The organism is Thioclava indica, assembly GCF_000714545.1.
Classification (GTDB): Bacteria; Pseudomonadota; Alphaproteobacteria; order Rhodobacterales; family Rhodobacteraceae; genus Thioclava; species Thioclava indica.
The window spans coordinates 44,959-69,187 of sequence record NZ_AUNB01000010.1 but is presented as its reverse complement, the minus strand read 5'-3'; the positions used below and the strand labels follow the sequence as shown (position 1 = coordinate 69,187).

Genomic DNA, 24,229 nt, shown 5'->3' with positions numbered 1-24,229 from the left:
ATGCACATTGATCTGAGTCAGAATACACGCTTTGTGGTCTTGCTCCTAAGGTTCCCTTCACGTCTAAGGTTTTCATGTTCAAACTTCGCGAAGTTCAGCTTGACGAGGCCCACACCCTGCCGCGCTGGCGTAGGCCCGAGGCGCTGCTGTATGTGTTTGCCGCCGCGATGCCGATCTCGTTTGCGACATGGTCTGCGCTGCTGAACAACTTCGTAATTGATGTGGTGAATTTTGACGGGGTCGATATTGGCTGGCTGCAATCGTTTCGCGAAGTGCCGGGCTTTCTGGCGATTGGCGTGATCATCGTGCTTTGGGTGATGCGCGAGCAGGTGCTGGCGATCTTGGCGCTGCTGCTATTGGGCGCAGCAACGGCGGTCACGGCGCTGTTTCCCAGCTTTGGCGGGCTGATCATGGTCACGCTGCTGTCCTCGATCGGGTTTCACTATTTTCAGGCGGTCAACCAATCGCTGCAATTGCAATGGATCGACCGCGCGCAAGCTCCGCAAACGTTGGGCCGGATCGTTGCGGTGGGATCGGGCGCCTCGCTGGCGGCCTATGCGCTGTTGGTGCTGACGTGGAAGGCCTTCGATCTGAGCTATGAGTTCGTCTACGCGAGCGCCGGGATTACGACGATGGTGATGGTGGGCGCGGCGGCGCTTCTTTATCCGCAGTTTCACACCCGCGATCCGCAATCCAAACGTTTCGTGCTGCGCCGCCGCTATTGGCTGTTTTACGCGATCACCTTCATGGCGGGCGCGCGGCGTCAGATTTTTGTCGTCTTTGCTGCTTTCATGATGGTGCAGCGTTTCGGGCTGCGGGTCGATGAAATCTCGGCGCTGTTTCTCATCAACTACGCAGTCAACATGGCAGCCGCCCCCGCGATGGGCCGGTTCGTGGGTAAGTTCGGCGAGCGGCGCGCTTTGATCGTGGAATATATCGGGCTGACGCTGTTATTCCTGAGCTATGGCGGGATCTACTGGTTCGGCTGGGGGCTGTGGATTGCCTGCGCGCTATATGTGGTAGATCACCTGCTGTTCTCGTTGGCCTTCGCGCAAAAGACCTATTTCCAGAAAATCTGCGATCCGGCAGATATCGCGCCCACGGCGGCTGTGTCCTTCACAATCAACCACATCGCCGCCGTGTTCCTGCCAGCGGGGCTTGGCTATCTCTGGATGGTCTCGCCTGGTGCCGTGTTCGGGCTGGCGGCTGCGATGGCGCTTGTCTCACTGGGGCTTGCATTCTTGGTGCCGCGTCATCCCTCCAAAGGGTATGAGACGGTGCTGTGTGGTCTTGCCCCGACACCTGCCTGATCTGGAAATCCGTCCGCGCGCGCCTATCTAAGAGGCTGCGATAGGGAGATAGATCATGCTGTTTGGAAAACCTGCCACCATTCCCACGAAATCCGAGGCCTTGCCCGGACGCGACACCGAAATGCCCATCACCCAGCCGCATTTCCTCAGCGGGCGCGATCTGCGTAGCCCTGTTCCCGAGGGGATGGAACAGGCGATGTTCGGCATGGGCTGTTTCTGGGGCGTCGAGCGGATTTTCTGGAACACACCGGGCGTCTGGCTGACCATGGTAGGCTATGCGGGCGGGCCGACCCCGAACCCGACCTATCGCGAGGTTTGCACCGGCATGACCGGCCATAACGAGGTCGTGCGTGTGATTTTCGACCCCGAAGTGATCAGCTATGACGATTTGCTGCGGGTGTTCTGGGAAGGTCACGACCCAACCCAAGGCATGCGCCAAGGCAATGATCGCGGCACGCAATACCGCTCGGGGATCTATGCTTACGATCCTGCGCAGAAAGCCGCAGCCGAGGCTTCTCGTGCGACCTATGCCAAGCGGCTGTCAGAGGCTGGCTACGGCGCGGTTACCACCGAAATCACCGACGCCCCGCCATTTTATTTCGCCGAGGACGATCATCAGCAATACCTCGCCAAGAACCCGGCAGGCTATTGTGGAATTGGCGGCACTGGCGTGAGTTGCCCGATCGGGCTTTCGGCGTGATCGGGGTGCGGCTTGACGTAACTTGCGCCCCGGCCTAAGCCCGGCGCAACATGTGCAAAAGGAGCCGCCATGACCACCTTTACCGCCTTTACCACGCTGGCTGATCGCGACTCCGCCGAGGCGCTCGAAGAGCGGTTGGATGAGCTTGACCCCGCGCCCTACGGCACGGGCGTCTTTGAGATCGAAGATGGCAATGGGCGCTATGAGGTGTCGGCCTATTTCCTTGAGCAGCCCGATGATGTGGCGCTTGATTTGCTGGCCATCGCTTATGGCGCACAGCCTTTCGTGATTTCAGAGCTGCCCGAAACCGATTGGGTCGCGCATGTGCGCCGCGAACTCGCCCCAGTGCAGGCGGGGCGGTTCTTTCTTTATGGCAGCCATGACGCAGATAAGGTGCCCGAGGGCTCCGTCGCGCTGCGCATCGACGCGGCGATGGCCTTTGGCACGGGCCATCACGGCACGACGTCGGGTTGTCTCAGCGCGCTGGATGATCTGGCGCGCGAAGGGCGTAGTTTTCACAATGTCGCCGATATCGGCTGCGGAACGGCGGTTCTGGCGATGGCTGCGGCCAAGCTGTGGCCCGAAACGGTGCTGGCCTCGGATATCGATCCGGTCGCTGTGGAAACCGCGCGCGCCAATGTTGCGCTGAACGATCTTGAGGGGCGCGTGATCTGCCTTGAGGCGGCTGGTTTCGGGGATCAAAAGCTGCAAGCAGCCGCCCCCTATGACCTGATTTTTGCCAATATTCTCAAGGCTCCGCTAATCGCATTGGCCCCGGATATGGCGCGCTATTGTGCCGAATCGGGCGTCGTTATCCTTAGCGGATTACTAAACGAACAGGCCGAGGACGTGATCGAGGCCTATCAGGCCCAAGGCTTTGTTTCCGCTGCACGCAATGAATTTGGCGAGTGGACGACATTGGTGATGAGCCGTGCATAATCGGCCATAATTTCGCTCAGGTTCAGCCACGTCTTGGTATAAATTGTCTTTACGGGATTCCGTGCAGTTTATCCGAGAGAACGGCAATGGCTAAGACTGATATGAATGAATTCGAAAAGCGCCTGTCCCGGATCGACAAGATTCACGAGGCAGGTGGCGCGTTCGAGGCGACTGGCTCGCTTGGCCGTAGCTATTTCGATACGATGCGCCCGAAGTCGCGCCGTGGTCTGCCCTTGCGTGGGCTTGCGCTGCTTGCCGCGGGGATATTGCTGGTCAAAGGTATGATGCTCGCCCAGATCGGGGCCGAGGAATACAGCAAGCGCGTTACCAACCTTGCCGATGGTAATATGGCCGAACAGGTCGGGGCTTGGGTGCTGCATGCAGACCCGGCGACGCGCTATATCGCCAGCGTATTGAGCCCACTCATCCACTAATTTTTCGCGCCTTTATCGCCGAATGCAAAAGGGCTGCCCCAGCGGGACAGCCCTTTTTCCAGTCCTGGCGCGAGTTTTAGCGCAGGCGGTTCAAGTCAAAACGGGTCAGGCCGATATCGTCAAGTTCACGATCAGACAGTTTTGCGAGCGCCTTGCGGGTCACGCGCAAGTCATTCCATTCCAGAACGCTCGCAATGAGCGAAACGATCAAGCCGGAATGGCGGCTACGGTTCAGGCGGGATGTCATTTCCACGACGGACATTGGGAGGCTCCTTGGTTCACAGACTGCTCAAGTTTCGGGCATCAATAGTTACAGGGCGCACATAGGCTGGGCGAAATGTAAAAACAACATCGCAGATCGCAGGTCCGTCATGCAGTTTTTGCAAGCCTGAAAAACCATGCTCTGAAATGCCGGGGCTAGGCGATGTTCTCTTTTCGTGCTAATCGAAGATTAATGATAACAAACAGGGGCAAATGCGATGCGGGTGATCGGAATCGATCCAGGGCTGCGCAACATGGGCTGGGGCGTGATCGAGATGGAAGGATCGCGTCTGCGCCATTTGGGCAACGGAACCTTGCATTCTGCTGGCACTGATTTGGCACCGCGCCTGTTGGAACTGCATCGCGGCCTCTGTGCGGTAATCGCTCAGTTCACGCCCGAGGCGGCTGCAGTCGAGCAAACCTTCGTCAACAAAGACGCCGTTGCCACGCTCAAACTGGGCCAAGCGCGCGGTATAGCCTTGCTGGCCCCCGCTCAGGCTGGGCTAGAAGTGGGCGAATATGCGCCCAATGCGGTTAAGAAAACGGTCGTCGGTGTCGGTCATGCCGATAAGGTGCAGGTGCAGCATATGGTGCGCCACCAACTGCCCGGCGTGCAATTTGACAGCGCCGATGCGGCGGATGCGCTGGCCATCGCGATCTGTCACGCGTTCCACCTGCAATCGGCCGCCCGGTTGGGGGCGGCGCAACTCTCGCGCTCTGCCCTTGGCCATACCCAAAAACGGAGGCGCGCATGATTGGCCGCATCGCAGGCATCATCGTGCATCGCGCGATGGATCACGTGCTGATCGACGTGCGTGGCGTCGGCTATATTGTCTATGTCAGCACGCGCACCGCGCAATCGCTGCCCCCGGTGGGGCAAGCCTGCGCGCTCTATACCGATCTTCTGGTGCGTGAGGATTTGCTGCAACTCTTCGGCTTTCCGACCCTGCTGGAGAAAGAATGGCACAAGTTACTGACGTCGGTGCAGGGCATCGGTGCCAAAGCCTCGCTTGCGGTTCTGGGCACACTCGGTGCCGAGGGGCTGGGCCGCGCAATTGCGCTGGGCGATTGGGCAGCGGTCAAAGCCGCCCCTGGCGTTGGCCCGAAACTCGCGCAACGTGTGGTGCTGGAACTTAAGGAAAAGGCCCCTTCCGTGATGGCGATGGGGGCCGAGTTGACGGTCGACACTGCCGCACTCGACGTTATCGAAGATGCCCCCGCGCCGCGCACCAAGAAACCAGCTCCCGCCGCGACGCCGAAAACCAACTTCACCGCCGAGGCGATCTCGGCCCTCACCAATCTGGGCTATGCGCCCTCGGATGCGGCCTCTGCGGTTGCACAGGCCAGCGATGATCCCGAAACCACGGACACGGCAAAACTCATCCGCGCAGCGCTTCGGCTGCTGGCCCCCAAGGATTAAGGTCTTCCTCTTGACGAAAATATCCCGGGGTCCGGGGCAGAGCCCCGCTTGCCTCGGCCCGCAACAGGCGCAACACTGAATGACAATGAGCGATCCCGATCCAACACTGCGCCCCGAGCGCCTGCCCGATGACGCCGACCGTGCCCTGCGTCCGCAGGCGCTTGAGGAATTCGTCGGCCAAGCAGAGGCGCGCGCCAATCTGCGCGTCTTCATCGAAAGCGCCAAGCTGCGCGGGCAGGCAATGGATCACACGCTGTTTCACGGCCCCCCCGGTCTGGGCAAGACCACGCTGGCGCAGATCATGGCGCGCGAATTGGGCGTGAATTTCAAGATGACCTCGGGGCCGGTGCTGGCCAAGGCGGGCGATCTGGCGGCGATCCTGACCAATCTTGAGGCGCGCGATGTGCTGTTCATCGACGAAATTCACCGTCTCAATCCGGCGGTCGAAGAGGTGCTTTATCCTGCGCTTGAAGATTTCGAACTGGATCTGGTGATTGGCGAAGGCCCTGCGGCGCGCACCGTGCGCATTGAGTTGCAACCTTTCACGCTGGTCGGCGCAACGACGCGCTTGGGGTTGCTGACCACGCCACTGCGCGACCGCTTTGGCATTCCCACGCGGCTCGAATTTTACACCGAGGACGAGTTGGATCAGATCGTTACCCGTGGCGCGCGCCTGCTCAATATCCCCGCCGATCCCGAGGGCACCCGCGAGATCGCCAAGCGCGCGCGTGGCACGCCGCGCATCGCCGGGCGGCTGCTGCGCCGTGTTGTTGATTTCGCGCTGATCGAGGGCGACGGGCGACTTTCTCGCGCCATTGCTGATCGCGCGCTGACCCGGCTTGGCGTCGATAAGCTTGGTCTTGATGGCGCGGATCGCCGCTACATGATGCTGATGGCCGAGCATTACGGCGGTGGCCCGGTCGGGGTCGAAACGCTTTCGGCGGCGCTCTCAGAGGCGCGCGATGCGATTGAAGAGGTGATTGAGCCCTATCTGCTGCAACAGGGGCTTATCCAGCGCACGCCGCGCGGGCGGATGCTGGGCGCGCGGGCGTGGCGGCATCTTGGTCTAGAGGCTCCGCGCCCCGCGCCCCCGAAACCCGATCTGTTTGGCGATGGCTGAGACGATCTGACCGCTTGATCGCCATGGCCCGCAGGCCTATCTGCATGTCATGACCCAGCCGCTCGCCCGTTTCGATATTTCCGCCGATGACATCGACCGCGTCGTCACGCATTTTTATAAACGCGTGCGTGGTCATGCCATGCTGGGTCCGATCTTTGCCGTTCACGTCACCGATTGGCCCGCGCATGAGGCCAAAGTCGCCGCGTTCTGGAAAGGTGCGATCCTGCGTGAGCCGGGGTATGACGGATCGCCGATGATGGCCCATCGCAAGGCCAGCAATGTGCGTCCGGGCATGTTTTCGGGCTGGCTTGCCCTGTTTGACGAGGTGCTACGCGAGGAGCTGGACGCAGATCAAGCCGCGCGCTGGTCGGCACTGGCGCATAAGATCGGCGTCAGCCTGCGCCAAGGCGTGGTTGATCGTGAAACGCTCGCAGGCGGCGTGCCCAAGCTGCGTTAGGCGGTCGAAATCCACCTCTCAAGTCACGTGCAGCCTACTCTCCGTAAGGCACCCAGATCGTCTTGATCTGCGTGGCGCGGTCTAGGAAGTCACGACCTTGCGCCTTGCTCCAGTCGCGGTTCTCAAATGTCCAAGTGGCTTTGAGATTGCCCGCGCTCTCGGCCTTCACCATCTCGTGGCCCCGTGCATCGCCGCAATACCACATCGCGGCCACATCATCATGCTGCGCAAGCGTTTTGGCCAGTTCATTGCGGGGCCCGGTGACGATATTGACCACGCCGCTGGGCAGGTCAGAGGTGTCAAATACCTGATATAGATCGGTGGCCAGCAGCGGCATGGATTGCGACGGAATCGCGACCACGCGGTTGCCCATCGCGATGGCAGGCAGCACCATTGAGGCAAAGCCCAGCAGCGGGCTGGCATCAGGGCAAGCCACACCCATCACGCCCCAAGGCTCATGCATCGCCAACGTGACTTTCGCCGATTGGGTGGGTTTCACCGCACCGTCAAATTTGTCCGTCCAAGCGGCGTAGTAGAAAGCGCGCGCGACGGTGGAGGCGGCCTCGGACGCGTCGTGCCCTGCCTCTTTCAGACGTGCCTCAAACTCTGCCTGACGCGCGGCGAGGTTTTCGGCGATGTAATACAGCACCTGCGCACGGTTGTGACCGGTTTGCTTGCCCCAAGCGCCTGCCTTATGGGCCGCTTCCACCGCGTTGCGGATATCCTTGCGGTTGCCCAGCGGCGCAAGACCCAGCTCGCGGCCCTTGGCCGTGATCGTGTAGGAATGGCGCTATCGGGGCGGGTTTGCTTGCCGCCGATATACAGCTTGGGCGTGCGGTCGATACCGCTTGGCGCGGGGGCCTTGGGGCTGGGCATTGCCTTGAAATCTGGTGCGCTGGCCTCGGGCTTGGATTTAACCTCGGGTGCGCGCAGATAGGCCGCCATGCCCTCGCGCCCGCCTTCGCGGCCAAACCCGCTTTCGCGCATCCCGCCAAAGCCTGCAGCGGCGTCGAACTGGTTGGTGCAGTTGACCCAAGCCACGCCCGCCCTGACCTGCGCCGCGATATCCAGCGCAAGCGTGATGTTTTCCGACCAGATCGAGGCCGATAGCCCATAACGCGTGTTATTGGCCAGTTGCACCGCCTCAGCGGGGGTGCGGAAAGTCGTGAGTGTCGCCACAGGGCCAAAAATTTCCTCGGTGCTGGCGGGGTTGGCAGGCTCTGCCCCGACCAGCAGGCCGGGCGCGAAATAGCAGCCCTTCGCGGGCAGTTGCGTCTCGGGCTGGAGCAGAGTTGCGCCTGCGGCCTCGCCCGCCGAGACCAGTTCTCGGATGCGGGCCAGCTGCGTTGGGTGCACGATCGCGCCCAGATCGGTGCATTTGTCCAGCGGATCGCCAACGCGCAGCTTGCCCATTCGCGTGACAAGACGGTCGGTGAAATCGCGCGCGATGGCCTCGGACACCAGAATGCGCGAGCCGGCACAGCAGACCTCACCCTGATTGAACCAGATCGCATCGACCACGCCCTCAACCGCCGCATCAAGATCGGCATCGGGGAAGACGATGAAGGGCGATTTGCCCCCGAGTTCCAGCGTCAGCGCCTTGGGTGTGCCTGCGGTGGCGCGTCGGATGGTGCGCCCGACATCGGTGGAGCCGGTGAAGGCGATCTTGTCGACATCTGAGTCAACCAGCGCCGCACCGGTCGCGCCATCACCCGTCACGATATTGACGACGCCTTTGGGCAGACCGACCTCGGCGCAGATCTCGGCAAAAGCCAGCGCGGTGAGCGGTGTGTATTCGGCGGGCTTGAGCACCACCGTATTGCCCGCCGCCAAAGCAGGCGCGATCTTCCACGCCAGCATCAGCAGCGGGAAGTTCCACGGGATGATCTGGCCACATACGCCATGCGGGGTGTGGTCGGGAACCTCATCGGCCAGCAGCTCGGCCCAGCCCGCATGATGATAGAAATGGCGGATCGCGAGCGGCACGTCGATATCGCGTGTCTCGCGGATCGGCTTGCCGTTATCAAGCACCTCCAGCACCGCCAGAAAGCGCGCGCGTTTTTGCATGTGGCGCGCGATGGCATAGAGGTATTTCGCCCGCTCATGGCCTACCAGCCCGGCCCATTTTGGTGCGGCTTTACGCGCTGCTTTCACGGCCATTGCAACATCTTGCGCCGAGCCTTGGCTGACTTGGGCCAACGCTTCGCCCGTGGCGGGATTGTCAGTCGCGAAAGTGTCAGCAGGCGCGGTGAAGCTGCCGTCGATGAAATGGCCAAAGGGCGCGCGCTCGGTGAGCCATGCGGTGACCTCGCCTGCCGCTTCGGGGGCGGGGCCATAGTCCATGCTGTCGAGGATATCGTTCACTGTCGGCATCTTTCCCTCAGGCCAATGCGTGGCGGCTGCCAGACGCGTAGCGCCCGGTGACATAATGTTCCAACTGACGCTCGATATCGCCCAAAAGCGATGAGGCCCCGATGCGGAAAAGATCAGAGCGCAGCCAGTCGCGGCCCAGCTCTTCTTTCATCAGCACCTGCCAAGCGATGGCGTCTTTGGCGGTTTTCAAGCCCCCTGCCGGTTTGAACCCGATCTTATATCCGGTGCGTGCGCCATAATCGCGCAGCGCCCGCACCATTGTCAGGCTGACGGGCAGCGTCGCGTTCACGGTTTCCTTGCCGGTCGATGTCTTGATGAAATCGGCCCCCGCCTGCATCGCGACCATCGAGGCCTTATAGACATTGCGCAGACTTCCCAGCTCTCCTGTGGCCAGGATCGCCTTGATATGGGCGTCGCCACAGGCTTCGCGCATCGCCGCGATTTCATCGTATAGCGCGGCCCAATCGCCTTGCAGCACATGGGCGCGGTTGATCACGATGTCGATCTCGGCGGCCCCCTGCTCGACGGCATACAGGATCTCGGCCAGCCGCAGATTTAGCGGCATCAGCCCGGCGGGAAACCCGGTTGCAACCGAGGCTACGGGAATCCCCGAGCCATCAAGGGCGCGCACGGCTGCGCCGACCATTGTGGGATAGACGCAGACGGCCCCGGTTTTTACGGCGTCCAACCCCAGCCCCTCAAGGATATGATCGGCCAGCGGGCGGCGCGCCTTGGCGCACAGTCGGGCGACGCGCGCTTCGGTATCATCACCCGCCAATGTTGTCAGATCAATGCATTGGATCGCGTTCACAAGCCATGCCGCCTGCCATTCCTTTTTCACGGACCGGCGCGTGGCCAGCGTCGCGGCGCGCGCTGTCGCAGCCGGAGTGTTCACCGCGATCTTGTCAAACCACGCCAGATCAAGCGGCGTGCCGGGATTGCGCGGATGCAGGTGGGGCGTGTCGATGGGGGGCATGGGGCTGTCCACATAAAACTCAGAAGCAAACGCTAGCGAAGGCGCGCAATGCATTCAACCATTTGGTCAAACCGAAGAGATCGGTTAAGCAAACAGAGCTAACGAACAATTCGATCTATCCTATTGCAAAAAAACATATTTCAAGGAAAGTCGGCTGGGGGATGCCGATCCGGCTGGGGTTATGACGTATAGTAACGAGGATGTGCTGGTGGCTTTCGCCATCGAGCAATTAATGAGTCCGGGTGACGAGTGGCGTGCTTTGGTGCGCGATCTTGTGACGCGCTGGCCTGATGTCGCGATTTTTGAACTGCCCTACGCGCTGGTCGCGGCGGCCTCAGCGATTGAGGAGAACTTTGGCGGCAGGGGCGCGGCTGCCGAGGCTGCAGAGCGCGGCTATAAGTTGGCGGCGCTGCTGAGCATGGATATTTACGCGATGGAATTGGCCGGAATGGCGCGCAACACGGCGCGCGATTTTCAGGCCTATTGGAAGATCGATCCGTTTTTCGCGCGGTTTTGAGCGCATGAAAAAGCCCCGCCGGTTGGGGCGGGGCGTTTCAGGTCGTGTCGCGCCAGATCAAGCGTTGGCGGCGCGGATCTGATCGGCGGCTTCTTTATTGTAGCTCACGCCTTTGCTCTCAAACAGCTGATCCAACTCGCCCGACAGCGTCATCTCGGTGATGATATCACAGCCGCCCACGAACTCGCCTTTCACGTAAAGCTGCGGGATCGTCGGCCAGTCGGAATAATCCTTGATGCCTTGGCGAATGTCGGCATCTGCCAGCACATTCACGTCGGCATAGTCGATGCCCATGAAGTTCAGCACACCCGCCACGCGCGAAGAAAACCCGCATTGCGGCATGTCCTTGGTGCCCTTCATGAACAGCACGACCTCATTTTCGGTCACTGTTTTCTTGATCTGATCTTTCGCGTCCATCGCTGTGATCCTTTGCGTTGTCTTCGCGCAGCCCGCGAAGCCCTGGTGTCAAAAGTCGGGGGAGCCCCCGATCCAAATCCGAGGCGCTGCGCACCTCACCCATCTTCAGTCCGGCGCCTTCGTCGTCAGGGCCAGCGCATGTAGCGCCCCGTTCGGGCCATCCATCGCCCCTTTGAGCGCGGCATAAACGGCGCGTTGCTGTTGCACCCGGTTCATCCCGCGAAATTTTTCGTCGATGACTTCGGCTGCCCAGTGGTTTCCGTCGCCAGCCAGATCGGTAATCGTGATCTTGGCATCAGGGAAATCCACCCGGATCAGGGCTTCGATGTCATGCGCTTGCATCGCCATAAATAGGGCTCCTCGTCCTTTGAGGCAAATCTATGCGCGTGAACAGGCCGCCGCAAGGGGGCGCTGCCGCGCGAACGTAACTTGGGGTCGCGCGGCGAAAGGTGCCTTAGCGCTCAATCGCGGCTTTGAACGCGCTGCGATAGAGGGTCGACAATTCGGCCATCGGGGCGGTTTCCGCACCAAAGCTGATGCTTTCGCCGCCAAAGCGCCCGACGGTCGCCAAGGGCACCTCGGCACGACGCGCGGCGGCCATCAACGCCTCGGCCTGATCGAAGGAACAGGCGATTAAATAGCGTGCCTGATCTTCGCCGAAAAGCTGGGCGATGTCGTCGGTTTCGACGGTCGCGCCGATACCCGCAGCTTCAGTCATTTCGAACAGGGCCAACGCCAGCCCGCCATCGGACAAATCGCTGGCCGATTTCACAAGGGCGCGGTTCTCGCGCAGGAATTCGCCATGGCGGCGCTCGGCGTCCAGATCGACGGGCGGCGAGTCGCCGCTTTCCATCCCGAACGCCTCAAACGCCAGCGCGGATTGGCCCAGATGGCCCTTGGTTTCACCGATCACCATCGCCACATCGCCGGCAGAGGGCAGACCCGCGATCAGATCGTCAAGACTATCGAGCAGCCCGACCGCGCCAATCGTTGGCGTGGGCAGAATGCCCGTGCCGTCGGTTTCGTTATACAGCGAGACATTGCCCGACACGATCGGCACATCCAGCGCGCGCACAGCGGCGTCGATGCCTTTGATCGCGCCGACGAACTGACCCATGATCTCGGGCTTTTCGGGGTTGCCGAAATTGAGGTTGTCGGTCGTCGCCAGCGGTTTCGCGCCCACCGCACAGAGGTTGCGATAGGCTTCGGCCACGGCTTGTTTGCCGCCCTCGAACGGGTTGGCTTTGACGTAGCGCGGGGTCACATCGGCGGTGAAAGCGAGCGCCTTGGGCGTGCCATGCACCCGCACCACGCCTGCGCCCATGCCGGGGCGGCGCACGGTGTCGCCCATGACCTGCGTGTCATATTGCTCAAACACCCAGTTCTTCGCCGCGTAGTTGGGCGAGCCGATCAGCGCCTCAAGGGCGGCAATCGGGCCAATCGCGGGCAGCGCCTCGGCGGCGCTTGCGGCGGGCGTTTCCACCCAAGGGCGGTCATATTCCGGCGCGCTGGAGGCCAGTTTCGACAGCGGCAGATCGGCCTTCACCTCATTGTGGTGCAGGATGAGAAAGCGATCCTCGGCGATGGTCTCACCCACGATGGCGAAATCGAGATCCCATTTTTCGAAGATTGCGCGGGCTTCGGCCTCTTTCTCGGGCTTGAGCACCATCAGCATGCGTTCCTGAGATTCACTGAGCATCATCTCATAGGCGGTCATATTGGTTTCGCGCTGGGGCACCTGATCAAGATGCAGCTTGATGCCCAAGCCGCCCTTGTCGCCCATCTCAACGGCCGAACAGGTCAGACCCGCCGCGCCCATATCCTGAATCGAGATCACCGAATCCGAGGCCATCAGTTCCAGACAGGCCTCAAGCAAGCATTTCTCGGTGAAGGGGTCGCCGACTTGCACGGTGGGGCGCTTTTCTTCGATCGTGTCGTCGAACTCGGCGCTGGCCATCGTGGCCCCGCCCACGCCATCGCGCCCGGTTTTCGCGCCCAGATACACCACCGGCATGCCAATGCCCGAAGCGGCAGAGTAAAAGATCTTGTCGCTGTCGATCAGCCCGGCGGCGAAGGCGTTAACCAGACAGTTACCGTTATAGGAGGGGTGAAAGCGCACCTCGCCCCCGACATTCGGCACGCCAAAGCAGTTGCCATAAGATCCCACGCCTTCAACCACGCCTTTGACGACATGGGCGGTTTTGGGATGATCGGGCATGCCGAAAGACAGGCTGTCCATCGCGGCAATCGGGCGCGCGCCCATGGTGAACACATCGCGCAGAATGCCGCCGACGCCAGTCGCCGCGCCCTGATGAGGCTCGATATACGAAGGGTGGTTGTGGCTTTCCATCTTGAACACCACAGCCTGATTGTCGCCGATATCGACGATGCCCGCGTTCTCGCCGGGGCCACAGATCACTTGCGCACCCTCAGTATACAGCGTGCGCAGCCATTTCTTGGACGACTTATACGAGCAATGTTCATTCCACATCGCGGAAAAGATGCCGAGCTCGGTGAAATTCGGCGCGCGCCCGATGATTTCGAGAATGCTGTCGTATTCGTCGGACTTCAGACCATGGGCCTCGATGAGTTGCTGCGTGATCTGCGGCTCGTCCATCTACATTCTCCGGGGCTATGCGCGTTGCCGATTTCATAAGGCAATCGGGCCAAGGGGGGAAGGGGTTGGCAGGCCCAAACGCGCCTAGGCAGGCACAAAACCCGCAGATGCGGAAGGCTCTGCGTCTTGGGTCGGTCGATGTCAGCCGATGGGCCGCGCATGTCGACAGGCTTTTTCAGCGTGATCAAAAGCGGCGATAAGTGCCGTTTAGGGCGATCTTGGTATTGTCGCGCGGCTGGCTGAATTGCGCCATCGCAGCCTACGAAAATGCGCTGCGCAAAAAAAAGGCCGAGACAAAGCTCGGCCGAAGTCCAACAGGGAGGTAGAAGGTGATGCGTGCGTAAACACGTTTCGCCCTCTAAGCCTCATTTATGGGCAGGATGTGAACGCATCAAGGATAAACAGAACACTTCTACGTCATGCCTGCTATGCGTTGCGGTTATGGCTCGGCTCAACCCTCGGTTGTTTCAGTGCTTTTCTGGCGCCGATAGGCGAGAATTTCTTCCTGAATGAAATCGCGAAACACCGTGACGCGGCGCGATGAGCGCAGTTCTTCGGGATATGCGAGGAAGACAGGTACCTCGACCGACTCAAGCTCGGGGAGCACCAGTTGGAGATTCGGGAAGTCAGCGGTCAGGTAATCGGGCAGCACGCCAATCCCGATGTGATTGAGCACACCTTGCAGCACCCCGAAATAGTTGTTCACCATCAGGGTTGATGCCTGATCATAGGTCAGCACCTGCTGACCCAGTTGCGCACCTGCCTGCACTTGGGGCGTCGAGGGTGTCTGGCAGATCATCCGGTGATGCGCCAAATCCTCAATCTTTTGAGGCATCCCGGCCTGCTCCAGATATTGCGGCGTCGCATATAGGCGCATCCGAATATTGAGCAAACGCTTGCGGATCAGATCGGCCTGAGCGGGTTCCTTCATGCGGATCGCGACATCGGCCTCGCGCATCGGCAAATCCAGTACGCGCTCTTCCAGCATCAGGTTGATCTTGAGGTCGGGATATTTTTCGTAAAGCTTGATCAGCCGCGGCGCCAGCCACAGCGTGCCAAAGCCCGTTGGCGTGGTCACGCGCAACTCGCCCAGCACCTCTTCTTCGGAATCGCGGATGCGTGCCGAGGCGCTATCCAGCTTTTTCGCCATCGACGAGGTCGCATCAAACAGCAATTCGCCCTGCTCGGTGAGAATCAGTCCCCGCGCATGACGGTGAAACAGAGTCGTTCCAAGCACGTCTTCAAGCGCGCGGATCTGTCTGCTCACGGCAGATTGAGAAAGATGCAATGCATCGCCTGCATGGGTCAAAGACCCCGCATCGGCCACTGCGTGAAATATTCTAAGCTTGTCCCAATCCATTCCGGTCACTTTCGGTTCGGCTTCGCGCTTGGATGCGCAAGTTCCTTTACCTTACTCTCGCTTTATTACGAAACCGCTTTGTTACATATTTTCCCTTTCTAGGTCAGAAATTATGACCTACCATAAGGCAAATGCCCACACAGCAAGGGGAGGTGCTTAATGGGACGGCAAGAAATTACTCTTTCGGATCGGTTTGACCTGACGAAATCGCCGGTGTTGCTGAATGGCACGCAGGCGCTGGTGCGTCTTGTTCTGGCGCAAGCGGCACGCGACGCGGCGGCGGGGCTGCATACGGCAGGCTATGTCACCGGATATCGCGGCAGCCCGCTGGGCGCGGTCGATTTGCAGATGGCGCGCGCGAAAACCGTGCTTGAGGCGTCCGATGTGCGCTTTGAACCGGGGTTGAACGAAGATCTCGCCGCGACCGCCCTTTGGGGCAGTCAGCAGGCCGAGCTGCGTGGCGATGGTAAATATGACGGCGTCTTTGGCCTTTGGTATGGCAAGGGGCCGGGGGTGGATCGCTCTGGCGACGTGATGCGTCATGCCAATATGGCGGGCAGCTCGCCCCATGGCGGCGTGATCATGGCGATGGGCGATGACCACACCGGCGAATCCTCGACCGTTTTGCATCAATCGGACTGGGCGATGGTGGATGCCTATATGCCCGTGCTCTCGCCTGCCGGCGTGCAGGAAATCCTGGATTTGGGCCATTACGGCTATGCGCTTAGCCGTTTTGCGGGCGTTTGGGTCGGCCTCAAGACGATGAAGGACACGGTCGAGGCAACGGCTGTGGTCGACGGCGACCCTCAGCGGATGCAATTCGTCACGCCCGATTTCAAAATGCCCGAGGGCGGCTTGAACATTCGCCTGAACGATACGCCGGTGGCGCAAGAAGCCCGGATGATCGACTTCAAGCGTTTCGCCGCCGAGGCGTTCGCGCGCGCCAACCGCATCGACAAGCGCGTCTGGGGCAAGGCGGGGGCCAAGATCGGTCTGGTCGCTGCGGGCAAGAACTGGCTGGATCTAAGCCACGCGCTGTCGCTGCTGGGCATCGACGCAACCGAGGCCGAGCGTCTTGGCATCACCACCTACAAGGTCGCGCAAACCTTCCCGCTGGATATGGACAGCTTTCACGAATGGGCCGAGGGGCTCGATCTGGTGATTGTGGTGGAGGAAAAGCGCAAGCTGATTGAGGTGCAGGTCAAAGAAACGCTGTTTGATGACCGTCGCGGGCGGCGCGTTTATGGCTGGCACAAGGGCGATAACTGGGAAAATGGCCGTCGGGTGGAACTATTCCCCACGCGCTATGCGCTTGATCCGGTGATGATCGCGCAAAAGCTGGGCGAGATTTTCATCGAAGAAGGGCGCGGCACCGATGCCATCAAGGCCGGAATCGCCAAGATCGAGGCCGCCCAGCGTGCGGACAATGCGCCCGAAATCGCTGCGCGCACGCCGTGGTATTGCTCGGGCTGTCCGCATAACACCTCGACCAAGCTGCCAGAGGGCACGCGCGGTTATGCCGGAATCGGCTGTCACTACATGGTGCAATGGATGGGCCGCGATACCGAGGGCTTCACCCATATGGGCGGTGAGGGCGTGAACTGGGTCGGTGAGGCTCCGTTCTCGAACCGCGAACATATGTTCCAGAACCTCGGCGATGGCACCTATAACCACTCAGGCGTTCAGGCGATCCGCGCAGCTTTGGCTGCTGGCACCAACATCACCTACAAGATCCTGTTCAACGATGCGGTCGCGATGACCGGCGGGCAGGAAAACGAGGGCGATCTAAGCGCGCAACAGATTGCGGCGGAAATTACTGCGATGGGCGTGAAACCGGTTGTGGTGGTCTATGACGAGAAGGAAGAGGTCGATCTCAGCGCCTTTCCGTCAACAGTCGAGAAATTCGAGCGCGCCGAGCTGATGGCTGTGCAAAAGCGGCTGGCCAAGGAAAGGGGCGTCTCGGCGCTGATCTATGTGCAGACCTGCGCCGCGGAAAAACGTCGCCGTCGCAAGCGCGGCAAATTCCCCGATCCCGACAAGCGCGTGTTCATCAATACCGATGTCTGCGAGGGCTGCGGCGATTGCGGCGTGCAGTCCAACTGCGTCTCGATCGTGCCGGTGGAAACCGAACTCGGCACCAAACGCGCGATTGACCAATCGTCGTGCAACAAGGATTTCCGCTGTCTCGACGGGTTCTGCCCCAGCTTTGTCACGCTCAAGGGCGCGAAAATCAAAAAGGCGCAGGCCAAGGATCTGGACCTGCCCGATCTGCCGATGCCGACGCTGCCCGCGATCAACGGCACGCATAACGTGGTGATCACCGGGGTCGGGGGCACGGGTGTTGTGACCATCGGCGCGGTGCTCGCGATGGCGGCGCATCTGGATGACAAGGGCGCGGGCATGATGGAGATGGCGGGCCTCGCGCAAAAAGGCGGCGCGGTGCATATCCATCTGCGCATCGCGGAAAAACCTGAAGATATCAGCGCGATCCGTGTGGCCGTCGGTGAGGCTGACTGTGTAATCGGCGGCGATCTGGTGGTCTCGGCGGGTTCGAAAACGCTGGGTCTGATGACGACGGGGCGCACCGGGGCCGTGGTTAATAGCCATGAAATCGTGACGGGCGAATTCACCCGCAACCGCGATTTCCACCTGCCCGGCGATCAGCTGCGTCTTAGCCTTGAGGCGCGGCTCAAAGATCGCGTTTCCTTTGTCGATACATCCGAACTGGCGCGCCACATGCTGGGGGATTCGATCTATTCTAACATGGTCGTGTTGGGGGCCGCGTGGCAGCAGGGCTATATACCGCTCAGCCTTGAGGCGATCACCCGCGCGATTGATCTGAACGGGGCCAAGCCCGAAGAAAACAAGCGCGCCTTTGATCTGGGGCGCTGGGCGATGGTGCATCCCGAACAGGCGGCGCGGGCGATGGTGTCCGAGGTTGTGAAAGCCCCGGTTGATCCCGTCGATTTCCGCGCCGATCAACTGGTGGCCTATCAGAACAAGCGGCTGGCAAAGCGCTTCCGTAAACTGGTGGATAGCGCGCCGGACGATCTGCGGGTGTCGGTCGCCAAGGGGTATCACAAGCTGCTGGCCTACAAGGACGAATACGAGGTCGCGCGGTTGCATCTGGACACGGCGGCCAAGGCGCGCGCAGAGTTTGATGGCGATTTCGAGATGCACTTCCATCTCGCCCCGCCGATCATGGCGAAAGAGGGCGCGAACGGGCGACCGATCAAGCGCGAATTCGGCCCGTGGATCGCACGCGGTTTCAAGGTACTCGCCAAGCTCAAGGGGTTGCGTGGTACGCCGCTGGACCCGTTTGGCCGCGCCGCCGAGCGCAAGATGGAACGTGCCCTGATCGCGCAATATGAGGCCGACATGGCCGAGATCCTGCCCAAAATCACGCCCGAGACGATGGAAATCGCGCGCGAACTGGCCGAACTGCCCCTTAGCATCCGTGGCTACGGTCCGGTTAAGGCGCAAGGCGAGGTGATGGCCGCGAAACGTCGCGAAGCGCTGCTGGCGGCGTTTCGTGCGGGCGGTCACCCGCAACCGATGGCGGCGGAGTGAACATAAAGGCGTTTCTTTCGCGAAGACTTGGGCTTAAATGAGGCTCACCCGGCGCAAGTTCCGCGCCGGGGTTTCGCGCGGGAGAGTGCCATGGCCGTTGGGGTATTTGATTCAGGTCTGGGTGGGCTGACGGTTTATGACGCCTGCGCCAAGCGCCTGCCCGATGTTCCGTTTTGCTATTTTGGCGACAATGCCCATGCGCCTTACGGGGTGCGCGATAGCGATGACATCTTCAATCTGACTTGCGCGGGGGTTGAGCGCCTTTGGGACGAGGGCTGCGATCTGGTCATTTTGGCGTGCAATACGGCCTCGGCTGCGGCGCTGCGCCGGATGCAGGAAAGCTGGATCCCTGAGGGCAAGCGCGTGCTGGGCGTGTTCGTGCCGATGATCGAGGCGCTGACCGAGCGCAAATGGGGCGACAATTCCGCGCCGCGCGAAGTGGCGGTGCAGCATGTCGCGCTGTTTGCCACGCCCGCAACGGTGGCCAGCCGTGCGTTTCAACGCGAACTGGCGTTTCGCGCGATTGGCGTGGATGTCGAGGCGCAGCCCTGTGGCGGCTTGGTCGATGCTATTGAGGTGGGTGATGAAATCCTCGCCGAAGCCTTGGTGAAATCGCATGTCGAGGCTCTCAAGCGGCGCATGCCCAAGCCCGAGGCCGCGATCCTTGGCTGCACCCATTACCCGTTGATGCAAGAGGTGTTCCAGCAGGCGCTGGGCGCGGATGTGTCGGTCTACAGCCAAGCGAGTCTGGTGGCCGAGAGCCTTGCCGATTACCTGACGCGCCACCCAGAATTCAAAGGTCCGGGCGATGCGGTGAAGTTTCTGACGACCGGCGATCCGTCTTCGGTTTCCAGTCACGCCACGCAGTTCCTGCGTCATCCGATCCGTTTTGTTGCCGCATAGGGCGCCTAATTCGGCCTTAATCTGGCGTTAACTCTTTCGTTAACGAAACCCGAATCGAGGCCGATGATGGCGACCCTGCGTATTCTTGTCAGTCTGCTGGCCCTTTCAGCCGGCCCGGCATCGGCTTTGACCGTGTCCGAACTGGATGCTGGAGAGTATTCCTCGGACTGGAGCAGCCCGACGCTGATCGCGAATGGCACCTCGGCGATCAGCGGCACCGGGACCGCAGGCGACACGGATATCTTTGCGGTTGGTGGTCTGGCCAGCGGCGCGCAGGTTCTGACGTTGTCTCTGTCGGGTGCGGATGCGTTCACTGACAGCTATCTGAACGGTGGCGGGTCAATTCGCTACAGTTCCACGCCCTTTGCCCATAACTGGGACGGCCTGAACCCCGGCGACTTCGGCATCTCATACGATCCGTTTCAGGCGGTCAGCGTCTCCAACAACCTGACCGCCAGCCGCAGCATCACGCTCGATAGCAGCTTTGGCGGCACGCTGTATCTGGCGATGATCTTTACCTACGGCAACGCGCCGCTCAGCTATGGCATTGACCTGTCATCGGCGCTTTTGCCGGGGGATCCGCTTGTCGAGAGCCCCTCGGCGGTGCCGCTTCCCGCGACAGCGCCCCTTTTGCTGACCGCTCTGGCGGGGCTTTTGCTGATGCGTCGGCGTCAGCCTCGCGCGGGATAAATCTTGACGCAGCAGGGTGGAGCGCCGAAATAGAGCGCAAAGCGGCGTTGACCGCCCGTCCATGATGCGAAGGTTTATCCATGCCCCACAAAATCGCCATCCTCGGAGCATCCGGCTACACCGGTGCCGAGCTTGTTCGCCTGATCGCCACCCATCCAGGTATGGACATCGTGGCGCTGTCGGGCGAACGAAAAGCGGGCATGAGCATGGGCGACGTGTTCCCCCATCTGCGCCATTTGGACCTGCCCGACTTGGTCAAGATCGAGGAGATTGATTTCTCGGATGTGGATCTGGCGTTTTGTGCGCTGCCCCATGCGACCTCACAAGCGGTAATCAAAGACTTGCCGCGCGATCTGAAAGTCGTCGATCTGAGCGCCGATTTCCGGCTGCGCGATCCGGCGGCCTATGAGAAATGGTACGGCAAACCCCATGCTGCGATCGAGATGCAGAAAGAGGCGGTCTACGGGCTGACCGAATTCTACCGCGAGGCGATTCGCGCGGCGCGGCTTGTGGCGGGCACGGGCTGTAATGCGGCCGCCGGGCAGTATGCCATCCGTCCGCTGATTGAGGCGGGCGTGATTGACGTTGACGAGATCATTCTCGATCTGAAAAACGGGGTGTCTGGCGCGGGTCGCGCGCTCAAGGAAAACCTGCTTCATGCTGAATTGTCGGGCGGGACGCGTCCCTATTCCGCAGGCGGAACGCACCGTCATATCGGAGAATTCGATCAGGAATTCAGCGCGTTGGCTGGCCGTTCCGTGATGGTCCAATTCACCCCGCATCTTGCGCCGTTCAATCGCGGAATTCTCGCGACCGCCTATGTGCGCGGAAATGTAGAGGCGATCTATCAGGCTTTGCGGGATCGCTACGATTCTGAGCGGTTCTTAGAGGTGCTACCTTTCGGCGCACTCCCCTCAACTCGGTCGGTTACGGGGTCCAATTTTGTCCATATTGGTGTATCAGGGGATCGTATCCCCGGTCGCGCAACCGTCGTGGTCGCGTTGGACAATCTGTGCAAAGGGTCTTCGGGCCAAGCGATGCAGAATGCCAATCTGATGCTGGGGATGGATGAGGCCGAGGGGCTTATGCTGGCGCCGGTTTTCCCGTAAGATCGGGTGCGAGGAGGAGAGACGATGAAAAGCCTTAAGAAGAAACGCCGTATTCAGGTGCTTGCCGTGGCCGCAGTTGCCCTTGTGATGGCGACCGGGATGATCGGTTATTCGATGCGCGATGGCATCAATTTCTTCCGTGCCCCCTCGCAACTTGCCACCGAGCCGCCCAAGCCCGGCGAAGTCTTTCGTTTGGGCGGGCTGGTCGAAGCCGGTACTCTCAAACGTGGTCAGGGAGAGGTTATCACCTTCTCCGTCACCGATGGCGGCGCGACGGTTCCTGTGAAATTCGCGGGCGTTCTGCCGGATCTGTTCAAAGAGGGTCAGGGCATGATCGGCACCGGGCAGATGGAAGGGGGGACGTTCGTTGCCTCTGAAATTCTGGCCAAACATGACGAAAATTACATGCCCAAGGAAGTGATCGACGCGCTTAAAGAGCAAGGCATGTACGAGCAGCCGACCTCGTAACGCCGCTGATTGCTTCGCCAGCGAACGCTGCCTTGCGCGCCTTTTAACCCATAATTGCAAGCCTGTCGCCGTTGTCAAAACGGGGATAGGCCATGAAATCTGTCACGCAGATTGCGCAAGAGATCGTTGCGCGTGAAGGCGGTTACGTCGATGATCCGGATGATCCGGGCGGGGCGACGAAATACGGGGTGACGCTGGGGACGTTGCAGCGGCTTGACCTTGATCAGACCGGCGATGGCCGCGTCGATGAGATGGATGTGCGCGCGCTCAGCCGCGAGCAGGCCGTCGACATTTTCATCAAGCACTACTTTGAAGAGCCGCTGATCAAGAAACTGCCCGGCGCGCTCCAGCCCTCGGTGTTCGATATGTATGTCAATGCGGGCGGCAACGCGGTTGTGATTTTGCAGCGGCTTTTGAACGATATGGGCCAGCGTGTCGTGGTCGACGGTGCGATCGGGCCGCAAACCATCGCGGCGGCAGAGTTGGCGCAAGCGGCGGCACCGGGCTATTTCGTCGATGCCTATGGAATTGCGCGGCGCAACTATTACTACCGCGTTGCCGATGCGCGCCCCGCCAGCCGTAAATACGCCAACACGCGCGCTGGCACCAAGGGCGGCTGGATTCTGCGCGCCGAGGAATTCATCTCGCCGCGCTTTCGACTGACTGAGGGCGAGCATCGCAAGCGGGTCTCGAAATGGGCGTGATCGAAAAGCTGATTGGCGGCGCAGGGGCGGCTAAGGCGGTGGGGGAAGCCGCGACCTCGTTGGCCGAAGTGTTCGTGCCCAACGCCACCAAAAAAATCGAAGCCGCGCAGGCTGCCTATGTTGCTGCGCTGCAGGAACACGGGGCAGAGTTTGAATATGTCCGTCCGGGTGTGTTTGATCGAATCGTAAATGGAATCAATCGTTTGCCGCGCCCGGTTCTGGCCTTTGGGATTGTCGGGTTGTTCGTCTACGCGATGATTGACCCGGTGGGATTTGCGCAGCGCATGGTTGGGCTGAACTATGTCCCTGAACCGCTTTGGTGGCTGCTGGGCGCGGTGGTGAGCTTTTATTTCGGGGCGCGCGAGGCTTATTATTTTCGTATGAAGAAAACGGTCACACCGCCCGCCGCACTAAACCCGCCCGAAGAACCCGAGCACAATGCCGCTCTTTCGGCGTGGCGCGAAGGTGGGGAAAAATAGGTCCAAGCAAAGCAGACATGAATAAGCCGCGCCGGTGGAATACACGGCGCGGCTTTATACGTTAGGCTCGGTCTGCTTCAGCCCTGACGGGCTTTGAAGCGACGCTGCGTCTTGTTGATCACATAGACGCGGCCCTTGCGGCGCACGACCTGACAATCGCGATGACGCTGCTTGAGCGAGCGGAGCGAGTTACGGACCTTCATTGGCCTTCTCCTATTCGCGGCGCGCGTGCGCCTTGAAAAACGAATGCCCCCGAACACCGGGGGCGGTGAATCATGGTGGGCGGTACTGGGATCGAACCAGTGGCCACTACGATGTCAACGTAGTGCTCTACCGCTGAGCTAACCGCCCACAGCCGCCTGACCCCGTTTCATCGCATCGATTACGTCAAATACCCTAAGAGCAGATGAACAAACCGAAAGACGCGGGATCGCGTCGGTCTGGGGGTCTATAAAAGGAGTCGAAAGGGCTTTCAAGGGGGATTTGGCTACAAAGCGTTCCGGTGTAAGCTGGCGCGCATTATCGCGAGGCTCCATGACCGAAAAACCACATCCCCCGGCGGCGTTTACCCTGCTGCGCCCCGAAACCGAGGAAACGGCGGTGATTTTTGCGTCACCGCATTCGGGTGCGTACTACCCGGACAGCCTGAAACAGCGCTCTGTGCTGAATATAAGGCAGTTGCGCTCATCCGAGGATGCGTTTGTGGATCGGTTGCTGACCTGTGCGCCCCGATATGGCGCCAGTTTCATCGCGGCGCAATACCCGCGGGCTTGGGTCGATTTGAACCGTTCTGACGACGAGCTTGATTCGGCCTTGATCGCAGGGCTAGAGCGGTCGCATCCCGGCCCGCGTGTAGCGGCTGGGCTTGGGGTGATTCCCCGTGTCGTGTCAGGGGGCCGCGCAATATACCGCGGCAAGATCGCCCAGATCGAGGCAGAGACCCGCTTAAACCATGTCTGGCGTCCTTATCACGCCGCTTTGGACGATCTGTTGCGTCAGGCCCATCGCCGCCATGGCCAGGCCATTTTGATTGATGTGCATTCAATGCCGTCCGAGGCGCTCGACAGTTTGGGCGCACGGCGGCCAAGAATCGTTTTGGGGGATCGCTACGGTGCCTCGGCGGTGCGCAGTCTTGTGGCGCAGATCGAATCAGTCTTCGCCGATGAGGGTCTTGCCGTGTCGCGCAACAATCCCTTCGCCGGGGCCTACATCACGCAACGCTATGGCCGACCGCGTGACAACGTTCATGTCGTGCAAATCGAGATTGACCGCGCGCTTTACATGGATGAGACCTTGATCGAGCCCAGCGAGGAGTTCGAGGCATTTCGGGCGTTGATGGAACGCACCATCGCCCGCATCTGTGCCATCGGTGCGCAGCCTATGCGACTGGCCGCCGAATAGCAGG

24 protein-coding genes, 1 tRNA gene and 1 pseudogene are annotated in these 24,229 nt (G+C 60.7%); 17 read left to right on the top strand and 9 right to left on the bottom strand.

Annotated elements, in window-relative coordinates:
- Window positions 1-74: 74 nt before the first annotated feature.
- The 4 genes from DT23_RS03585 to DT23_RS18395 all read left to right on the top strand — a co-directional run bounded on the left by DT23_RS03585 (window position 75) and on the right by DT23_RS18395 (window position 3,383).
- Window positions 75-1,310: an MFS transporter gene (locus DT23_RS03585; protein ID WP_038128309.1), complete on the top strand. Its 1,236-nt coding sequence runs from the start codon at window positions 75-77 to the stop codon at window positions 1,308-1,310.
- 55 nt (window positions 1,311-1,365) lie between these two features.
- On the top strand, window positions 1,366-2,010 hold the full coding sequence (gene msrA / locus DT23_RS03580) for a peptide-methionine (S)-S-oxide reductase MsrA (protein ID WP_156023847.1): 645 nt from the start codon (window positions 1,366-1,368) through the stop codon (window positions 2,008-2,010).
- A 69-nt stretch (window positions 2,011-2,079) separates the two neighbouring features.
- Window positions 2,080-2,949, top strand: a complete 870-nt coding sequence (locus DT23_RS03575) for a 50S ribosomal protein L11 methyltransferase (protein ID WP_038128305.1) — start codon at window positions 2,080-2,082, stop codon at window positions 2,947-2,949.
- A gap of 86 nt (window positions 2,950-3,035) precedes the next feature.
- Window positions 3,036-3,383, top strand: coding sequence for a hypothetical protein (locus DT23_RS18395; RefSeq protein WP_156023846.1), 348 nt, complete (start codon window positions 3,036-3,038; stop codon window positions 3,381-3,383).
- Between the two features lie 76 nt (window positions 3,384-3,459).
- Here the strand turns inward: DT23_RS18395 and DT23_RS03565 are convergent, their stop codons facing one another.
- Complete coding sequence (locus tag DT23_RS03565; protein ID WP_420804676.1) at window positions 3,460-3,630, bottom strand: DUF1127 domain-containing protein; 171 nt, start codon at window positions 3,628-3,630, stop codon at window positions 3,460-3,462.
- A 232-nt stretch (window positions 3,631-3,862) separates the two neighbouring features.
- Here DT23_RS03565 and ruvC point away from each other — a divergent pair, with 232 nt between their 5' ends.
- The 4 genes from ruvC (at window position 3,863) to DT23_RS03545 (ending at window position 6,641) form a co-directional block, all read left to right on the top strand.
- The gene (ruvC, locus tag DT23_RS03560) at window positions 3,863-4,399 is read left to right on the top strand and encodes a crossover junction endodeoxyribonuclease RuvC (protein ID WP_038128300.1); all 537 of its coding nucleotides are present in this window, start codon (window positions 3,863-3,865) and stop codon (window positions 4,397-4,399) included.
- Window positions 4,396-5,064, top strand: coding sequence for a Holliday junction branch migration protein RuvA (gene ruvA, locus DT23_RS03555; RefSeq protein ID WP_038128299.1), 669 nt, complete (start codon window positions 4,396-4,398; stop codon window positions 5,062-5,064). Before ruvC ends, ruvA begins: the two co-directional genes overlap by 4 nt.
- A gap of 85 nt (window positions 5,065-5,149) precedes the next feature.
- Window positions 5,150-6,184: a Holliday junction branch migration DNA helicase RuvB gene (ruvB, locus tag DT23_RS03550; protein ID WP_038128298.1), complete on the top strand. Its 1,035-nt coding sequence runs from the start codon at window positions 5,150-5,152 to the stop codon at window positions 6,182-6,184.
- A 49-nt stretch (window positions 6,185-6,233) separates the two neighbouring features.
- Entirely contained in the window at window positions 6,234-6,641 is a 408-nt protein-coding gene (locus DT23_RS03545; RefSeq protein WP_038128297.1) for a group III truncated hemoglobin, read from the top strand.
- A 34-nt stretch (window positions 6,642-6,675) separates the two neighbouring features.
- Here DT23_RS03545 and DT23_RS03540 read toward each other — a convergent pair.
- A pseudogene (locus tag DT23_RS03540) lies at window positions 6,676-9,014 on the bottom strand (aldehyde dehydrogenase family protein).
- Between the two features lie 7 nt (window positions 9,015-9,021).
- The gene (gene deoC, locus DT23_RS03535; RefSeq protein ID WP_038128340.1) at window positions 9,022-9,990 is read right to left on the bottom strand and encodes a deoxyribose-phosphate aldolase; all 969 of its coding nucleotides are present in this window, start codon (window positions 9,988-9,990) and stop codon (window positions 9,022-9,024) included.
- Between the two features lie 181 nt (window positions 9,991-10,171).
- On the opposite strand from deoC, the gene DT23_RS03530 reads away from it, so the two are divergent.
- Window positions 10,172-10,507, top strand: coding sequence for a hypothetical protein (locus DT23_RS03530; RefSeq protein WP_038128295.1), 336 nt, complete (start codon window positions 10,172-10,174; stop codon window positions 10,505-10,507).
- Between the two features lie 57 nt (window positions 10,508-10,564).
- Here DT23_RS03530 and grxD read toward each other — a convergent pair whose 3' ends face one another.
- The 4 genes from grxD to DT23_RS03510 form a co-directional block, all read right to left on the bottom strand.
- The gene (gene grxD, locus DT23_RS03525; RefSeq protein ID WP_038128293.1) at window positions 10,565-10,924 is read right to left on the bottom strand and encodes a Grx4 family monothiol glutaredoxin; all 360 of its coding nucleotides are present in this window, start codon (window positions 10,922-10,924) and stop codon (window positions 10,565-10,567) included.
- A gap of 105 nt (window positions 10,925-11,029) precedes the next feature.
- The gene (locus DT23_RS03520) at window positions 11,030-11,272 is read right to left on the bottom strand and encodes a BolA/IbaG family iron-sulfur metabolism protein (RefSeq protein WP_038128291.1); all 243 of its coding nucleotides are present in this window, start codon (window positions 11,270-11,272) and stop codon (window positions 11,030-11,032) included.
- Between the two features lie 106 nt (window positions 11,273-11,378).
- Window positions 11,379-13,541 carry a phosphoribosylformylglycinamidine synthase subunit PurL gene (gene purL, locus DT23_RS03515; RefSeq protein WP_038128290.1) on the bottom strand — a complete coding sequence of 721 codons (2,163 nt, stop codon included), beginning with the start codon at window positions 13,539-13,541 and terminating at the stop codon, window positions 11,379-11,381.
- Window positions 13,542-13,992: 451 nt separating this feature from the next.
- Window positions 13,993-14,901 carry a LysR family transcriptional regulator gene (locus DT23_RS03510; RefSeq protein WP_038128289.1) on the bottom strand — a complete coding sequence of 303 codons (909 nt, stop codon included), beginning with the start codon at window positions 14,899-14,901 and terminating at the stop codon, window positions 13,993-13,995.
- A gap of 159 nt (window positions 14,902-15,060) precedes the next feature.
- Between DT23_RS03510 and DT23_RS03505 the strand changes: the two genes are divergently transcribed.
- The 7 genes from DT23_RS03505 (at window position 15,061) to DT23_RS03475 (ending at window position 22,824) form a co-directional block, all read left to right on the top strand.
- Window positions 15,061-18,471, top strand: a complete 3,411-nt coding sequence (locus tag DT23_RS03505; protein WP_038128288.1) for an indolepyruvate ferredoxin oxidoreductase family protein — start codon at window positions 15,061-15,063, stop codon at window positions 18,469-18,471.
- Window positions 18,472-18,561: 90 nt separating this feature from the next.
- Entirely contained in the window at window positions 18,562-19,374 is an 813-nt protein-coding gene (murI, locus tag DT23_RS03500) for a glutamate racemase (RefSeq protein WP_038128286.1), read from the top strand.
- A gap of 66 nt (window positions 19,375-19,440) precedes the next feature.
- Window positions 19,441-20,064: a VPLPA-CTERM sorting domain-containing protein gene (locus DT23_RS03495; RefSeq protein WP_162177170.1), complete on the top strand. Its 624-nt coding sequence runs from the start codon at window positions 19,441-19,443 to the stop codon at window positions 20,062-20,064.
- An 80-nt stretch (window positions 20,065-20,144) separates the two neighbouring features.
- The gene (argC, locus tag DT23_RS03490) at window positions 20,145-21,173 is read left to right on the top strand and encodes an N-acetyl-gamma-glutamyl-phosphate reductase (RefSeq protein WP_038128284.1); all 1,029 of its coding nucleotides are present in this window, start codon (window positions 20,145-20,147) and stop codon (window positions 21,171-21,173) included.
- A gap of 24 nt (window positions 21,174-21,197) precedes the next feature.
- Complete coding sequence (ccmE, locus tag DT23_RS03485) at window positions 21,198-21,641, top strand: cytochrome c maturation protein CcmE (RefSeq protein WP_038128282.1); 444 nt, start codon at window positions 21,198-21,200, stop codon at window positions 21,639-21,641.
- 92 nt (window positions 21,642-21,733) lie between these two features.
- The gene (locus tag DT23_RS03480; protein WP_038128279.1) at window positions 21,734-22,345 is read left to right on the top strand and encodes a holin-associated N-acetylmuramidase; all 612 of its coding nucleotides are present in this window, start codon (window positions 21,734-21,736) and stop codon (window positions 22,343-22,345) included.
- Entirely contained in the window at window positions 22,336-22,824 is a 489-nt protein-coding gene (locus DT23_RS03475; protein WP_038128277.1) for a holin family protein, read from the top strand. The genes DT23_RS03480 and DT23_RS03475 overlap by 10 nt, the downstream gene beginning before the upstream one ends.
- 77 nt (window positions 22,825-22,901) lie before the next feature.
- On the opposite strand, the gene ykgO is transcribed toward DT23_RS03475, so the two are convergent.
- The gene (ykgO, locus tag DT23_RS03470; RefSeq protein ID WP_038065693.1) at window positions 22,902-23,027 is read right to left on the bottom strand and encodes a type B 50S ribosomal protein L36; all 126 of its coding nucleotides are present in this window, start codon (window positions 23,025-23,027) and stop codon (window positions 22,902-22,904) included.
- A 73-nt stretch (window positions 23,028-23,100) separates the two neighbouring features.
- Window positions 23,101-23,175: transfer RNA gene (locus DT23_RS03465), tRNA-Val, on the bottom strand.
- 183 nt (window positions 23,176-23,358) lie between these two features.
- Here DT23_RS03465 and DT23_RS03460 point away from each other — a divergent pair.
- Entirely contained in the window at window positions 23,359-24,225 is an 867-nt protein-coding gene (locus DT23_RS03460; protein WP_038128274.1) for an N-formylglutamate amidohydrolase, read from the top strand.
- The last annotated feature ends 4 nt before the right edge of the window (window positions 24,226-24,229 follow it).

What these genes read in the sequence shown, in the direction of transcription:
- DT23_RS03585 (WP_038128309.1), top strand. Translation starts at nt 75, where the DNA reads ATGTTCAAACTTCGCGAAGTTCAGCTTGACGAGGCCCACACCCTGCCG.
- msrA (WP_156023847.1), top strand. Translation starts at nt 1,366, where the DNA reads ATGCTGTTTGGAAAACCTGCCACCATTCCCACGAAATCCGAGGCCTTG.
- DT23_RS03575 (WP_038128305.1), top strand. Translation starts at nt 2,080, where the DNA reads ATGACCACCTTTACCGCCTTTACCACGCTGGCTGATCGCGACTCCGCC.
- DT23_RS18395 (WP_156023846.1), top strand. Translation starts at nt 3,036, where the DNA reads ATGGCTAAGACTGATATGAATGAATTCGAAAAGCGCCTGTCCCGGATC.
- DT23_RS03565 (WP_420804676.1), bottom strand. Translation starts at nt 3,630, where the DNA reads ATGACATCCCGCCTGAACCGTAGCCGCCATTCCGGCTTGATCGTTTCG.
- ruvC (WP_038128300.1), top strand. Translation starts at nt 3,863, where the DNA reads ATGCGGGTGATCGGAATCGATCCAGGGCTGCGCAACATGGGCTGGGGC.
- ruvA (WP_038128299.1), top strand. Translation starts at nt 4,396, where the DNA reads ATGATTGGCCGCATCGCAGGCATCATCGTGCATCGCGCGATGGATCAC.
- ruvB (WP_038128298.1), top strand. Translation starts at nt 5,150, where the DNA reads ATGAGCGATCCCGATCCAACACTGCGCCCCGAGCGCCTGCCCGATGAC.
- DT23_RS03545 (WP_038128297.1), top strand. Translation starts at nt 6,234, where the DNA reads ATGACCCAGCCGCTCGCCCGTTTCGATATTTCCGCCGATGACATCGAC.
- deoC (WP_038128340.1), bottom strand. Translation starts at nt 9,990, where the DNA reads ATGCCCCCCATCGACACGCCCCACCTGCATCCGCGCAATCCCGGCACG.
- DT23_RS03530 (WP_038128295.1), top strand. Translation starts at nt 10,172, where the DNA reads ATGACGTATAGTAACGAGGATGTGCTGGTGGCTTTCGCCATCGAGCAA.
- grxD (WP_038128293.1), bottom strand. Translation starts at nt 10,924, where the DNA reads ATGGACGCGAAAGATCAGATCAAGAAAACAGTGACCGAAAATGAGGTC.
- DT23_RS03520 (WP_038128291.1), bottom strand. Translation starts at nt 11,272, where the DNA reads ATGGCGATGCAAGCGCATGACATCGAAGCCCTGATCCGGGTGGATTTC.
- purL (WP_038128290.1), bottom strand. Translation starts at nt 13,541, where the DNA reads ATGGACGAGCCGCAGATCACGCAGCAACTCATCGAGGCCCATGGTCTG.
- DT23_RS03510 (WP_038128289.1), bottom strand. Translation starts at nt 14,901, where the DNA reads ATGGATTGGGACAAGCTTAGAATATTTCACGCAGTGGCCGATGCGGGG.
- DT23_RS03505 (WP_038128288.1), top strand. Translation starts at nt 15,061, where the DNA reads ATGGGACGGCAAGAAATTACTCTTTCGGATCGGTTTGACCTGACGAAA.
- murI (WP_038128286.1), top strand. Translation starts at nt 18,562, where the DNA reads ATGGCCGTTGGGGTATTTGATTCAGGTCTGGGTGGGCTGACGGTTTAT.
- DT23_RS03495 (WP_162177170.1), top strand. Translation starts at nt 19,441, where the DNA reads ATGGCGACCCTGCGTATTCTTGTCAGTCTGCTGGCCCTTTCAGCCGGC.
- argC (WP_038128284.1), top strand. Translation starts at nt 20,145, where the DNA reads ATGCCCCACAAAATCGCCATCCTCGGAGCATCCGGCTACACCGGTGCC.
- ccmE (WP_038128282.1), top strand. Translation starts at nt 21,198, where the DNA reads ATGAAAAGCCTTAAGAAGAAACGCCGTATTCAGGTGCTTGCCGTGGCC.
- DT23_RS03480 (WP_038128279.1), top strand. Translation starts at nt 21,734, where the DNA reads ATGAAATCTGTCACGCAGATTGCGCAAGAGATCGTTGCGCGTGAAGGC.
- DT23_RS03475 (WP_038128277.1), top strand. Translation starts at nt 22,336, where the DNA reads ATGGGCGTGATCGAAAAGCTGATTGGCGGCGCAGGGGCGGCTAAGGCG.
- ykgO (WP_038065693.1), bottom strand. Translation starts at nt 23,027, where the DNA reads ATGAAGGTCCGTAACTCGCTCCGCTCGCTCAAGCAGCGTCATCGCGAT.
- DT23_RS03460 (WP_038128274.1), top strand. Translation starts at nt 23,359, where the DNA reads ATGACCGAAAAACCACATCCCCCGGCGGCGTTTACCCTGCTGCGCCCC.